Source organism: Variovorax sp. NFACC27, assembly GCF_048301545.1.
Classification (GTDB): Bacteria; Pseudomonadota; Gammaproteobacteria; order Burkholderiales; family Burkholderiaceae_C; genus Variovorax; species Variovorax gossypii.
The window spans coordinates 493,547-506,444 of record NZ_CP157613.1; the positions used below are offsets into that span (position 1 = coordinate 493,547).

12 protein-coding genes are annotated in these 12,898 nt (G+C 69.6%); 6 read left to right on the plus strand and 6 right to left on the minus strand.

From position 1 onward, the window contains the following. Window positions 1–3: 3 nt before the first annotated feature. Genes ABL840_RS02320 through ABL840_RS02345 form a run of 6 tightly spaced genes read right to left on the minus strand, consistent with a single transcriptional unit; the run spans window position 4 to window position 5,623 of the window. Entirely contained in the window at window positions 4–1,185 is a 1,182-nt protein-coding gene (locus ABL840_RS02320; RefSeq protein WP_093301346.1) for an NAD(P)/FAD-dependent oxidoreductase, read from the minus strand. Beyond that, on the minus strand, window positions 1,182–2,585 hold the full coding sequence (locus tag ABL840_RS02325) for an NAD(P)/FAD-dependent oxidoreductase (RefSeq protein ID WP_093301348.1): 1,404 nt from the start codon (window positions 2,583–2,585) through the stop codon (window positions 1,182–1,184). The genes ABL840_RS02320 and ABL840_RS02325 overlap by 4 nt, the downstream gene beginning before the upstream one ends. After that, window positions 2,582–2,881, minus strand: coding sequence for a (2Fe-2S)-binding protein (locus ABL840_RS02330; protein WP_093301349.1), 300 nt, complete (start codon window positions 2,879–2,881; stop codon window positions 2,582–2,584). Before ABL840_RS02330 ends, ABL840_RS02325 begins: the two co-directional genes overlap by 4 nt. 12 nt (window positions 2,882–2,893) lie before the next feature. Further along, entirely contained in the window at window positions 2,894–3,688 is a 795-nt protein-coding gene (locus ABL840_RS02335) for an ABC transporter permease (RefSeq protein ID WP_093206933.1), read from the minus strand. Between the two features lie 4 nt (window positions 3,689–3,692). Continuing rightward, on the minus strand, window positions 3,693–4,553 hold the full coding sequence (locus tag ABL840_RS02340) for an ABC transporter permease (RefSeq protein ID WP_093301351.1): 861 nt from the start codon (window positions 4,551–4,553) through the stop codon (window positions 3,693–3,695). Next, a complete protein-coding gene (locus ABL840_RS02345; protein ID WP_093301353.1) occupies window positions 4,550–5,623 on the minus strand; it encodes an ABC transporter ATP-binding protein in 1,074 nt (357 codons plus the stop codon). Before ABL840_RS02345 ends, ABL840_RS02340 begins: the two co-directional genes overlap by 4 nt. A 218-nt stretch (window positions 5,624–5,841) precedes the next feature. On the opposite strand from ABL840_RS02345, the gene ABL840_RS02350 reads away from it, so the two are divergent. From ABL840_RS02350 to ABL840_RS02375, 6 genes are all read left to right on the plus strand, one after another. Then, a complete protein-coding gene (locus tag ABL840_RS02350) occupies window positions 5,842–6,711 on the plus strand; it encodes an IclR family transcriptional regulator (protein ID WP_093301354.1) in 870 nt (289 codons plus the stop codon). 14 nt (window positions 6,712–6,725) lie between these two features. Then, window positions 6,726–7,145 (plus strand): MAPEG family protein, encoded by a 420-nt coding sequence (locus tag ABL840_RS02355; protein ID WP_093301356.1) that lies wholly within the window; start codon window positions 6,726–6,728, stop codon window positions 7,143–7,145. Window positions 7,146–7,307: 162 nt separating this feature from the next. Next, a complete protein-coding gene (locus ABL840_RS02360) occupies window positions 7,308–8,846 on the plus strand; it encodes an aldehyde dehydrogenase family protein (RefSeq protein ID WP_093301357.1) in 1,539 nt (512 codons plus the stop codon). A gap of 100 nt (window positions 8,847–8,946) precedes the next feature. Next, window positions 8,947–9,849 (plus strand): amino acid ABC transporter substrate-binding protein, encoded by a 903-nt coding sequence (locus ABL840_RS02365; protein ID WP_093301359.1) that lies wholly within the window; start codon window positions 8,947–8,949, stop codon window positions 9,847–9,849. Further along, window positions 9,846–11,066: a pyridoxal phosphate-dependent aminotransferase gene (locus ABL840_RS02370; protein ID WP_093301361.1), complete on the plus strand. Its 1,221-nt coding sequence runs from the start codon at window positions 9,846–9,848 to the stop codon at window positions 11,064–11,066. Before ABL840_RS02365 ends, ABL840_RS02370 begins: the two co-directional genes overlap by 4 nt. A 157-nt stretch (window positions 11,067–11,223) precedes the next feature. Further along, entirely contained in the window at window positions 11,224–12,897 is a 1,674-nt protein-coding gene (locus ABL840_RS02375) for a thiamine pyrophosphate-binding protein (RefSeq protein WP_093301362.1), read from the plus strand. The last annotated feature ends 1 nt before the right edge of the window (window position 12,898 follow it).

Consider the following 12,898-nt stretch of genomic DNA (forward strand, 5'->3'; position numbering starts at 1 on the left):
AGTTCAGGTGGGGGATGCGGGAGTGAGGGTGAGGGGCTTTGGGGCCTGCGCTTTCGCTTTCGCCTGCTCGTCGTCGAAGCGCTCGATGGCGAAGGCGTCGATGGGCGTGTCGGTGCGGCCGTCGCGCGCGAGCTCGGCAAGCACCTCGCCGGCGGCAGGGCCGATCTGGAAGCCCGCGCCCGCGAAGCCGAAGCCGTGGAACAGGCCGGGCGTGGTGCGGCTCGGGCCCAGCACCGGTTCGCGGTCGGGCAGGTAGCCCTCGGTGCCGCCCCAGGTGCGGATGATGTGGGCGTGGCGCAGCGCGGGCAGCAGCTCGATGGCCTGCACCGCCAGCGCGGCGATGCCCTCGCGCTCGGCGCGCGAGCGTTCGGCGTCGAGCGTGATGCCCGTTCCGCCTCCCAGCACCACGTTGCCGCGCTCGACCTGCCGGCAGTAGATGCCGCCGCCTTCCACGCCGAGGCTCCATTTCATGAAATGCGGCACCGGCTCGGTCACTGCCATCAGCGGGCTGCGCGCAAACATCGGCGGCGTCTCGCCGAACTGGCCGGCAATGGCGCCGGCCCAGGCGCCCGCGCAGTTGAGCAGCACCGGCGCCTGCACTTCGAGTGCATTGCCGCTGCGCACCATGAACATGGCACCGTCGTGCGCCACCTCGTCGACCTTGTGGCGCTCGAAGACCTGCGCGCCGGCACGCTGCGCCGCGAGTGCGAAGGCCGGCGACACCAGGCGCGGATTGGCCTGCCCGTCTTCCGCGCACAGCGAGCCGCCCACTGCGCGCGTGCCTAGCCACGGGCATTGCTCGCGAAGCCGCGCGCCGGAGATCAGCTCCAGGCCCAGGTCGAAGTCGCTGCTCAGCGCGCGGTAGCGTTCGAGCGAGGCCATGTCTGATTCGCTGCGCGCGATCTTGAAATGGCCCGAACGGATGTATTCGCCGTCGGTGCCCAGCAGCGCGGCCAGCTCGCCCCAGATGCGGTGTGCGCGCTGCGCCAGCGGCAGCTGGCTCACCGGCCGGCCCTGGCGGCGCACGCCGCCGTAGTTCACGCCGCTGGAACGCGAGCCGCAGAGGTCGCGCTCCAGCAGCACCACGCCGATGCCCATGCGGCGCAGGGCCAGCGCGGCGGAAGAACCGACGATGCCGCCGCCGACGATGGCGACATCGGTTCGCAGCTTTTTGATCGAACTCATGCGCCGCTCCCTTCGACCGGCACGAGCCTGATCGGAATCGGCTTGATCGGCGCCTGCCCGCGCAGCCGGCCGACCTGCTGCAGCGGCTGCCGCGTCGCGTGCGCGAGGATTTCGGCAGCGGCCGCGCCGCACATGCGGCCCTGGCAGCGGCCCATGCCGACGCGCGACAAGGCCTTGAGGCGGTTCATCTCGTCGGCGCCGGTGCTGGCGATGGTCTGGCGCAGCGTGCCGGCGGTGACGTTCTCGCAGCGGCAGATGACGAGGTCGTCGCTTGCGTTCTCCGCCCAGTCCTGAGGCACGGGGAAGGCGCGTTCGAGGCCCTGGCGGAAGCCGGCGAGCTTGTCGAGCTTGCGTTCGAGCACGGATGCGCGCGCCGCGTCGATGGCGATGCCCGCGTCCTGCAGCAGCGCCAGCGCCGCGCGCTCGCCCGCCCATTCGGCCGCATCCGCGCCCATGATGCCGGCGCCGTCCCCTGCGAGGTACACGCCCTCCACGCTGGAGCGCCCCGCCGCGTCGAGCACCGGCAGGTGCGCGCGGTGCAGCGGCGCGTAGTCGAAGCGGCAGCCGAGCAGGTCGGCCAGTTGCGTCTCGGAGCGCAGCGCGTAGCCGAAGCCCACCGCATCGCAATCGATCGTGCGCTCCGTCTCGCCGTCGAGCCAGGCCACGCCGGTGACGCGGCCCTGCTGCTCGTCGCCGAGCACCCGCAGCGGACGCACGCCGCCGTGCAGCGCGATGCCGTGCGCGCGCAGCCAGCCCACGTAGTACATGCCCTTGGCGAGCACGGCGGGCTGCGCCAGCATTGCGGGCGCGGCGGCGATCTGGTCGGCGAGGCGCGCGGTGTCGAGCACCGCGGCCACGTCCACGCCGGCCTTCGCATATTGATAGGCCACCAGGTACAGCAGCGGCCCCGTGCCCATGAACACCACGTGGCGCCCGATGGCGCAGCCCTGGAACTTGAGCGCGACCTGCGCGCCGCCCAGCGTGTAGACACCCGGCAGCGTCCAGCCCGGAACGGGCAGCACGCGGTCGGTGGCGCCCGTTGCCACGATGAGATGGCTGTAGGGTACGCGGCGGTTGCCGAGCGTGGGGTTGTGCATCACGTCGAGCACCTTGTCCTGTGCGTTCCACGCGAGGCTGTCGGGGTGGTGCTCGATGCTGCCCCGCAGCGCGTCGAAGGCCGCGTGCACCGCGTCGGCGCGCTTCGACTCGAAGCCGTAGAGCGTTCGCGCGGTCCGCTGCGCAAGGCGCGCGGGCGGGCGGCGGTAGATCTGGCCGCCGGCGCGCGGTGCCTCGTCGATCACCACGGGCCGCAGGCCATGCGCCACCAGCGCCTGCGCCGCACGCACGCCGGCCGGACCGGCACCGACGATCACGGGGCGGACTTCATTCGGCGCCGTCATGCGTCGTTCCTTCCCGTGAGCAGTTCCATGCCCGGTGCGATGAAGGTCGAGCAGGCGCGGAAGCGCTCGCCCTCGCTGGTGGAGATCCAGCAGTCCTGGCAGGCGCCCATCATGCAGAAGCCCGCGCGCGGCAGGCCGCTGAACTCGTTGCGGCGCAGCTGGCCGCACTGCGTGAGCACGGCGGTCAGCACGGTGTCGCCGGCCAGCGCGCTCGTGGGCACGCCGTCGAGCGTGAAGGGCACCGCCTCGCGGCCGGTCTTCTCGGCCACGCGGTGAAGCAATGCGTGTGCGGTCATGGTCGTCTTCATCTATCTGCGCCCCACCAGGACGCGGTCGAGCCCGTACACGCGGTCGAGCAGCACCATCGCGAAGGCCGTCACCGCCACCATCAGCGCCGACACGGCGGCCATCAGCGGGTCGATGGACTCCGTCGCATACATGTACATGCGCACCGGCAGCGTGACCGTGCTCGGCGAGGTGACGAAGATCGACATCGTCACTTCGTCGAAGCTGTTGATGAACGACAGCATCCAGCCGCCCGTCACGCCCGGCAGGATCATCGGCAGCGTGATGCGGCGGAACACCGTGGCCTGGCTCGCGCCCAGCGAGAGCGCGGCCTGCTCGGCGCTGCGGTCGAAGCCCACCAGCGCCGCCACCACCAGCCGCAGCGTGTAGGGCGTGACGATGAGCGCGTGCGCCAGTACCAGCCAGCCGAAGCTGCCCGTGCCGCCCACCAGCGAGAACAGGCGCAGCAGCGCCACGCCCAGCACCAGGTGCGGCACGATCAGCGGCGAGAGGAACAGGCCGTTGAGGAAATTGCGCCCCGGGAACTCGTAGCGCGTGATCGCCATGCCGGCCGGCACCGCGAGCAGCGTCGCGATGGTGGCCGAGCTCAGCGCGAGCCACAGGCTGTTCCAGAACGACTGCATGAAGTCGGGGTGCGCGAACACTGCCTCGAACCAGCGCAGCGAGAAGTGCGTGGTCGGAATGGTCAGCGTGTTCTCGGGCGTGAACGCCACCACGCACACCACCACCAGCGGTGCCAGCATGAAGACGATGACGAGCGCGTTGAACGCAAGGGCGATGGGGCCGTTCTTGTTCATCGGTTCACCCCAGTGCCTTCTTGTAGCGGCCCTCTACAAGCCGGTTGTAGCTCAGCATCACCGCGAGGTTGGCCACCAGCAGCACCAGCGCCACGGCAGCGCCCAGCGGCCAGTTGAGCTCGCTCAGGTATTCGTCGTAGACGATGGTCGCGACCATCTTCAGCCGCCGTCCGCCCAGCAGACCCGGAATGGCGAACGAACTCGCGGCCAGGCCGAACACGATCAGGCTGCCCGAGAGAATGCCCGGCATCACCTGCGGCAGCACGATGCGCCGCAGCGTGGTGAAGGGCGTGGCATTGAGCGAGAGGGCCGCGTTCTCCACGCCGGGGTCGAGCTTCTGCAGCGAGGTCCACACCGGGATCACCATGAAGGGCAGCATCACGTGCACCAGCGCGATGACCACTGCCGCGTTGGTGTAGAGGATCTTCACCGGGCCGATGCCCAGCAGCTGCAGCAGCCCGTTCACCGCGCCCTCGGGGCCCAGCAGCATGCTCCAGCCGAAGGCCCGCACCACCACCGACACCAGCAGCGGCGCCAGCACCACCAGCAGCAGCGCCGAGCGCCACGGGTTGCGCATGCGGCTGAGCACATAGGCCTCGGGCGCGCCGATCAGCACGCAGATCAGCGTGACCAGCGCGGAGACCCAGAAGGTGCGCCAGAAGATGCCGAGGTAATACGAGTCGGAGAACACCAGCGCGTAATGCGCGAGCGTGAACTCGCCCGCCTTCGGCCCCGTGGCCGGGTCGTAGGCGTTGAACGACAGCACGGCGGTGAGACCGAGCGGCACCACGAGCAGTACCGTGAACAGCAGCAGCGCGGGGCCGGAGAGCCACCACGGGGCGGCCTTGCTCTTCGAGGCGCTCATGCTGCAACGGCCTTTTCTTCCGCCGGCAGCAGCCGCATGCAGTGCGCGGGCCAGTCGATGCCGGTGCGGCTGCCTTCCGCGAGGGCCTCGCGCCCGTCGTTGGGGCTCAGCACCGTGAGCTCGCCCACCGAAGTCGCCACGCGGTAGAGCCACTGGCTGCCGAGGAAGAAGCGCTCCAGCACCTCGCCGTCGATGCGGCCCCGGCCCGGCGCCACCAGCTGCAGCTTCTCGGGCCGCACGCTCAGCAGCGCGGCGGCGTCGACGCTGAAGCCCGTGTCGTCCACGTCGAGCGAGAGCGTGCCGACCTCCACGCAGGTGCGTTCCGCGCCGCTGCCGGACACGCGGCAGTCCAGCAGGTTGGCCTTGCCCACGAAGGTGGAGATGAAGCGCGTGCTCGGGTGCTCGTACACGCGCTGCGGGTGGTCGATCTGCGTGGCGCATCCGCCTTCCATCACCACCACGCGGTCGCTGATCGACATCGCCTCGCTCTGGTCGTGCGTGACCATCACCGTGGTGGTGCCGACCTTGCGCTGGATCTGGCGCAGCTCGAACTGCATCTCCTCGCGCAGCTTGGCGTCGAGGTTGGACAGCGGCTCGTCCAGCAGCAGCACCGGCGGCTCGATCACCAGTGCGCGCGCCAGCGCCACGCGCTGCCGCTGGCCGCCGGAGAGCTCGCGCGGGTAGCGCCCGGCGTGCCGGTCGAGGTGCACAAGCGCCAGCGCCTGCTTCACGCGCTCGGTGCGCTCGGCCTTGGGCATCTTGCGCATCTCGAGGCCGAAGCTCACGTTGTCGGCCACCGTCATGTGCGGGAAGAGGGCGTAGGTCTGGAACACGATGCCCAGCCCGCGCGTGTTGGCCTTGGCGTGCGTGATGTCCTTGCCCGCGAGCTCGATGCGGCCGCTGCTCACGGCCTCGAAGCCCGCGATCATCTGCAGCGTGGTCGTCTTGCCGCAGCCCGAGGGGCCGAGCAGCGAGACGAACTCGCCCTTTTCCACCGAGAGATTCATGGCGGACACCGCGCGGGTGGCGCCATAGAACTTGGTCACGTCGGTGAGCCGTAGGAATGACATGGAACGGGCCTTTCTTCGGGGGCGAAAAAGATGGCTTCGGGCACCTTGCCTCGGCTTGGTGCAGGCCATGGACAGCTTGCTGTTCTTGATTCACTCTATTGCAACGATTGCGCCAGATTGCCTCGGGTATTCCACTAATCAGAATATTTCTTTAAATTATTCCGTTTAACGGAATATGATGGCCGAATCAGCCAAATCGAATTCCGCAGGAGGAAGGTATGGAGAGCACTTCGGTGGCACCCGCCGTCAGCAGCAGCGGCGTGCCGCGCGTCTTTTCGGTGATTCGCGCGCTCGGCGCGGTGCAGGCCGAGGGTGGCCGCGTGACCCAGATCGCTCGTTCGGTGGGCCTAACGCAGGCCACCACGCACCGTTTGCTGCAGTCGCTCATGGCCGAGGGCATGGTCGAACAGGACGAGCGCAGCAAGCTCTACCGCCTGAGCATCGATTTCTTCGCGCTGGCCGCGAGCGCGGGCAACCCGGGCGACCTGCGCTCCATCTGCCGGCCCGTGCTGCTGCGCCTGTGCGCCAGCCTGGGCGACAGCATCTTCCTGCTCGCGCGCAGCGGCTTCGACGCCGTGTGCCTCGACCGGAGCGAGGGGCCGTTCCCCATCCGCTCATTCACCGGCGACATCGGCGGGCGCATCGCGCTGGGCGTGGGGCAGGGCGCGCTCGCGATCCTCGCCTTCCTGCCCGAGGCCGAGCGCGAGGAGGTGATCCGCTTCAACCTGCCGCGCGTGCGCGAGTACGGCGTGTACGACGAGGTCTACCTGCGCACCGAGATCGAGCGCGTGCGCCAGGCCGGCTTCGCGGGGCGCAACACCGGCCTGCTCGAAGGCATGGCCGGCGTGGCCGTGCCGATCCTCGACCGCGAAGGCCGCGCAGTGGCCGCGCTGAGCGTGGGCACGATTGCCGACCGGCTTAATGCGGACCGCATGCCGACGGTGGTCGAACTGCTGAAACGGGAGGCCGCGACCATCGGGCCGAAGATCAATCCCTTCGATGCGACGCTGAGGCGGCCCGCGCAGAGCCTGGCGGGGTCGCCGGCGGGGCAGAAGATTCCGTTGCCCGAGGCGCCGGGGCCGGGCTGAACAAGGAGCCGACCATGAACAACCCCTCGATCCTCTACCCCGTCTTCGCCCTCGCGGCCCTCACCGGCATGGTGCTGCTGCTCATTCCCTTCACGCGCGTTCGCGCCGTGCTGCGCCGCGAAATCCGGGCGGCCGATTTCAGGCTGGGCGAGTCGGACGCGGTGCCGGACGCGGTGCGTCTGCCCAACCGCAACTACATGAACCTGCTGGAGCTGCCTGTGCTGTTCTACGTGGTGTGCCTGCTCTTCTACGTGGCGGCGCAGGCGACGCCCGCGGCGGTGTGGCTGGCCTGGGCCTACGTCGGGCTGCGGGCGCTGCACAGCGCGGTGCACCTGACCTACAACCACGTGCTGCATCGGCTGGGCCTGTTCGCGGCGAGCAACGTGGTGCTGGTGATGCTGTGGATCCTGGCGGCGACCCGGTTGGTGCGCTAGGCGCACGTCAACGGCTCGAGATCCTTCCTGAAACGCATCAGGTCCTTCCATATTTTCATTAGGCAATCGGGCGGGATTCGCTGATATTGGCCGGATTACGCCCCTCGGCCCTCGTTGCCTTCCCGTTCCCTTTCTCTTTCATCTGCCTCCCGGAGCGCGTCCATGTCCGAATCCCAATCCCCCGTTTCCGTCGCCACCGAAATCGAACAGTTGCTGCAGCGCCTCGGCGTGCCCCGCAGCGCCCACACCGGCGGCGAGCTGACGGTGCGTTCGCCGGTCAGCGGCGAGGTGGTGGCGCAGGTGCCGCAGACCTCGCCGGCCGAGGCGACGGCGGTGATCGGCCGCGCGCACGAGGCCTTCAAGGCCTGGCGCAACGTGCCGGCTCCGCGCCGCGGCGAGCTGGTGCGCCTGCTGGGCGAGGAGCTGCGCGCCGCCAAGGGCGACCTGGGCCGCCTCGTCACGCTGGAGGCCGGCAAGATCCCGTCCGAAGGCGCGGGCGAGGTGCAGGAAATGATCGACATCTGCGACTTCGCGGTCGGCCTCTCGCGCCAGATCTACGGCCTCACGCTGGCCACCGAGCGCGCCGAGCACCGCATGATGGAAACCTGGCATCCGCTGGGCGTGTGCGGCGTGATCTCTGCCTTCAACTTCCCGGTGGCCGTGTGGTCGTGGAACGCCGCGCTGGCGCTGGTGTGCGGCGACCCGGTGGTGTGGAAGCCCTCCGAGAAGACGCCGCTGACCGCGCTGGCCGTGCACGCCATCGCGCAGCGCGCCATCGAGCGCTTCGGCGACGCGCCCGAAGGCCTGCTGGGGCTGCTGCTGGGCCAGCGCGACATCGGCGAGCTGCTGGTGGACGACCACCGCGTGCCGGTTCTCTCGGCCACCGGCTCGACCGCCATGGGCCGCCAGGTGGGGCCGAAGCTGGCCGCGCGCTTTGCCCGCGCGATTCTGGAGCTCGGCGGCAACAACGCCGCCATCGTCACGCCCTCGGCCGACCTCGACCTCGCGCTGCGCGGCATCGCCTTCGCCGCCATGGGCACGGCCGGCCAGCGCTGCACCACGCTGCGCCGCCTCTTCGTGCACGACAGCGTGTACGACCAGCTGGTGCCCAAGCTCGCCAAGGTCTACGGCAACGTGCGGGTCGGCGACCCGCGCGAGGCCGGCACGCTGGTCGGCCCGCTGATCGACCGCGCCGCCTTCGACGGCATGCAGAAGGCGCTCGGCGAAAGCCGCGAGGCCGGCGCCAAGGTGCACGGCGGCCAGCGCGTGGAAGGCATCGGCACGAACGACGCCTACTACGTGCGTCCCGCGCTGGTGGAGCTGAAGTCGCATGAAGGCCCGGTGCTGCGCGAGACCTTCGCGCCCATCCTGTACGTGGTGCGCTACAGCTCGCTCGACGAGGCCATCGAACAGCACAACGCGGTGGGCGCGGGCCTGTCGTCGTCGATCTTCACGCTGAACATGCGCGAGGCCGAGCGCTTCATGTCGAGCTCGGGTTCGGACTGCGGCATCGCCAACGTCAACATCGGCCCGAGCGGTGCCGAGATCGGCGGTGCCTTCGGCGGCGAGAAGGAAACCGGCGGCGGACGCGAAGCCGGCTCCGACAGCTGGAAGGCGTACATGCGCCGCGCCACCAACACCATCAACTACTCGACCGCCTTGCCGCTGGCGCAGGGCGTGACCTTCGACATCGGCGACTGACCGATCGCTTTGCGGACTGTCCAGGCCTGCCGCTTCGCGCGCCAGGCGGGCAGCCGCATGCATTCATCGCAACCAGAACCACAACCAGGAGACAGAAAAAATGAGGATTTCCTTCAAGGCCATCGCTGCCGCAGCCGCGCTGCTGGCACTTTCGCTCGGCGCCACGGCCCAGACCGCCGCCGGCGGCACGCTCGACAAGATCAAGTCCAGCGGCAAGGTGGTGCTCGGCGTGCGCGAAGCCTCGCCGCCCATGGCCTACATGCTGGGCGCGGGCGAGAAGTACGTGGGCTACCACGTCGAGCTGTGCGAGCGCGTGCTGAAGGACATCGCTCCGCAGGCGAAGCTCGAGTACATGGCCGTGACCGCGCAGAACACCATTCCGCTGGTGCAGAACGGTACGCTCGACATCGGCTGCGGCCCCACCACCAACAACACGGCGCGCCAGCAGCAGGTGGCCTTCGCGCTCACCACCTACGTGAGCGAGGTGCGCATGGCGACCAAGGTCGACTCGGGCATCACCAACCTCGACCAGCTCGCGGGCCGCAATGTGTCGGCCTCCACCGGCACCACGGCGGTGCAGCTGCTGCGCAAGCGCGAGCGCGCGCAGAACGTCTCGTACAACACCATGCTAGGCAAGGACCACCTGGAAAGCTTTCTGCTGATGGAGTCGGGCCGCGCCGATGCCTTCGTGCTCGACGACAACCTGCTGGCCGGGATCATCGCGAACTCCAAGAACCCGTCGGCCTATCGCATCGTGGGCGAGCCGCTGGGCTCGGAGCCGATCGCGCTGCTGTTCCGCAAGGACGACCCGGCCTTCAAGGCCGCGGTGGACGACTCGCTGCGCCGCATGATGAAGAGCGGCGACCTCGAGAAGATCTACACCAAGTGGTTCGTGGCGGCCATTCCGCCGAAGAACACCAGCCTGAACCTGCCGATGAGCACCACGCTCAGGCAGCTCATCGCCGAGCCCAACGACAAGCCGCTGGAGGCCTACGCCAAGTGACAGCAGATACCGTTGCCTTCTCTCCGGCGCAGCGCGTGCGCGCCATCGGCGTCTCGGAGATCCTGCGCATCACCGACCATGCCAATGCGCTGAAGCGCGCGGGCCGACCGGTGATCGTGCTGGGCGCGGGCGAGCCCGATTTCGACACGCCGCAGAACGTGCGCGAGGCCGCGGTGCGTGCCATCGGGCGCGGCGACACGCGTTACACCGTGCTCGACGGCAGCCCGGCGATGAAGGCTGCGGTGCAACTCAAGTTCAGGCGCGACAACGCGCTCGACTTCGCGCTCGACGAGATCAGCGTGAGCGCTGGCGCCAAGCAGGTGATCTTCAACGCGCTGATGGCCAGCCTGAACCCCGGCGACGAAGTCATCCTGCCCGCGCCGTACTGGACCTCGTACGCAGACATCGTGCAGATCTGCGGCGGCGTGCCGGTGCCCGTGGCCGGCACCGAGGCCAACGGCTTCCGGCTCGATGCCGCGCAGCTCGAGGCGGCCATCACTCCGCGCACGCGCTGGCTGTTCCTGAACTCGCCCTCGAACCCGAGCGGCGCGGCCTACAGCGCCGACCAGCTGAAGCCGCTGTGCGAGGTGCTGCTGCGCCATCCGCAGGTGTGGGTGCTGGCGGACGACATCTATGAGCACATCCTCTACGACGGGCTGGCCTTCGCGACGCCCGTGGCAGTGGAGCCGCGGCTGCGCGAGCGCACGCTGACGGTGAACGGCGTATCCAAGGCCTATGCGATGACCGGCTGGCGCGTGGGCTACGGCGCCGGTCCGCGCGCGCTGATCGCGGCCATGGCCGTGGTGCAGAGCCAGACCACTTCGTGTCCTTCGTCGGTCAGCCAGGCCGCGGCCATCGAGGCGTTGACCGGACCGCAGGACATCGTGGCCGAGCGCTGTGCCGACTTCCAGGCGCGGCGCGACTTCGTGGTCGCCGCGCTGAACCGCGCGCAGGGCCTGCACTGCCGCGTGCCCGAGGGCGCGTTCTACACATTCGCGAGCTGCGCCGGCGTACTCGGCAGGCGTACCCGCGGCGGCGCGCTGCTGCAGACCGACAGCGACTTCTGCCGCTACCTGCTGCAGGACTTCGAGGTGGCGGTGGTGCCGGGCAGCGTGTTCGGGCTGGCGCCGTACTTCCGGATCTCGTACGCGACGTCGATGGCGCAACTGGAAGAGGCGTGCGCGCGCATCATCGCTGCCTGCGCCGCCCTCGAATGAACCCGCATTTCTCCCTCCCCCGCTGGGGGAGGGCAGGGGTGGGGGCAGGCGGCCTGGCAATTGCTGTCGGCTTGTCCATCGCCGCTTGCCCCCATCCCAACCTTCCCCCAGAGGGGGAAGGAGCGATACCCACCACCTTCATCCCATCGGACACAGCATGACTACCTCCCGCACCGGCGGCCAGATCCTGGTCGACCAGCTCATCACCCACGGCGTCGAGCAGCTCTTCTGCGTGCCCGGCGAGAGCTTTCTCGCGGTGCTCGACGCGCTGCACGACGCCTCCATCGAAGTGACCGTGTGCCGCCAGGAAGGCGGCGCGACGATGATGGCCGAGGCGCAGGGCAAGCTCACCGGCAAGCCGGGCGTGTGCTTCGTCACGCGCGGGCCGGGCGCCACCAATGCGTCGGCCGGCGTGCACATCGCGCACCAGGACTCGACGCCGCTGCTGCTGTTCGTCGGCCAGGTCGCGCGCGACGCGCTGGGTCGCGAGGCCTTCCAGGAGCTGGACTACGGCGCGGTGTTCGGCACCATGGCCAAGTGGGTGGTGCAGATCGACGACCCGGCGCGCGTGCCCGAGCTGGTGTCGCGCGCCTTTCACGTCGCGACCTCGGGCCGCCCCGGGCCGGTGGTGATCGCGCTGCCGGAAGACATGCTGACCGAGGCCGCGACGGTGGCCGACGCGCAGCCTTACGCCGTCACCGAGACCCATCCCGGCGCGGCGCAGATCGCCGAGCTGCAGCAGCGGCTGTCGCAGGCGCAGCGGCCGGTGGTCATCCTGGGTGGCAGCCGCTGGTCGGAGAAGGCATCGCGGCAGTTCGCGGACTTCGCGGCGGCGTTCTCGCTGCCCGTGTACTGCTCGTTCCGCCGGCAGATGCTGCTGTCGGCCGATCACCCGAGCTATGCGGGCGACCTGGGGCTCGGCGCCAATCCGCGCATGCTGGAGCGCATCCGCAATGCCGACCTGGTGCTGCTGGTGGGCGGGCGCCTGTCGGAAGTGCCTTCGCAGGGCTACGAGCTGCTGTCCATTCCGCAGCCGAAGCAGGCGCTGGTGCATGTGCATGCCGATGCCGGCGAGCTCGGCAGGCTGTATCGCCCGGCGCTGGGCATCCACGCCACGCCGCAGGCTTTCGCCGAGGCCGTTGCCACGCTGCGGCCCGCGCAGGTGGCTGCATGGCAGGCGGAAACGAAGACTGCCCGCGAAGACTTCCTGCGCTGGAGCGACCCGTCGCCCATCCGCATTCCGGGCCCGCTGCAGATGGGCGAGGTCATGAAGCACCTGCGCGAGGTGCTGCCGGCCGACACCATCTTCTGCAACGGCGCGGGCAACTTCGCCACCTGGGTGCACCGCTTCTGGCCGTTTCGTTCGTATGCCAGCCAGCTCGCGCCCACCAGCGGCTCGATGGGCTACGGCCTGCCGGCCGGCGTCGGTGCCAAGCGCCTCTGGCCGCAGCGCGAGGTGGTGGTGTTCGCGGGCGACGGCGACTTCATGATGCACGGTCAGGAGTTCGCGACCGCCGTGCAGTACGGCCTGCCAATCATCGTGGTGCTGCTGGACAACGCCATGTACGGCACGATCCGCATGCACCAGGAACGGCACTACCCGGGCCGCATCAGTGCCACGCAACTGAAGAACCCCGACTTCAGGGGCTACGCCGAGGTGTTCGGCGGCCACGGCGAGCGCGTGACGAGCACTGAGGAATTCGGCCCCGCGCTGGCCCGTGCGAGGGCGAGCGGCAAGCCGGCGATCCTGCATTGCCTGCTGGACCCGGAGGCGATCACGCCCGCCAGCACGCTGCAGTCGATTCGCAAGGCGGCGCTCGCCGCCGGCTGAG

Bases quoted from the DNA above. Each gene is read 5' to 3' on its own strand.
- ABL840_RS02375 (WP_093301362.1), top strand. From the start codon at position 11,224: ATGACTACCTCCCGCACCGGCGGCCAGATCCTGGTCGACCAGCTCATC.
- ABL840_RS02325 (WP_093301348.1), bottom strand. From the start codon at position 2,585: ATGACGGCGCCGAATGAAGTCCGCCCCGTGATCGTCGGTGCCGGTCCG.
- ABL840_RS02345 (WP_093301353.1), bottom strand. From the start codon at position 5,623: ATGTCATTCCTACGGCTCACCGACGTGACCAAGTTCTATGGCGCCACC.
- ABL840_RS02360 (WP_093301357.1), top strand. From the start codon at position 7,308: ATGTCCGAATCCCAATCCCCCGTTTCCGTCGCCACCGAAATCGAACAG.
- ABL840_RS02350 (WP_093301354.1), top strand. From the start codon at position 5,842: ATGGAGAGCACTTCGGTGGCACCCGCCGTCAGCAGCAGCGGCGTGCCG.
- ABL840_RS02320 (WP_093301346.1), bottom strand. From the start codon at position 1,185: ATGAGTTCGATCAAAAAGCTGCGAACCGATGTCGCCATCGTCGGCGGC.
- ABL840_RS02335 (WP_093206933.1), bottom strand. From the start codon at position 3,688: ATGAACAAGAACGGCCCCATCGCCCTTGCGTTCAACGCGCTCGTCATC.
- ABL840_RS02330 (WP_093301349.1), bottom strand. From the start codon at position 2,881: ATGACCGCACACGCATTGCTTCACCGCGTGGCCGAGAAGACCGGCCGC.
- ABL840_RS02365 (WP_093301359.1), top strand. From the start codon at position 8,947: ATGAGGATTTCCTTCAAGGCCATCGCTGCCGCAGCCGCGCTGCTGGCA.
- ABL840_RS02355 (WP_093301356.1), top strand. From the start codon at position 6,726: ATGAACAACCCCTCGATCCTCTACCCCGTCTTCGCCCTCGCGGCCCTC.
- ABL840_RS02340 (WP_093301351.1), bottom strand. From the start codon at position 4,553: ATGAGCGCCTCGAAGAGCAAGGCCGCCCCGTGGTGGCTCTCCGGCCCC.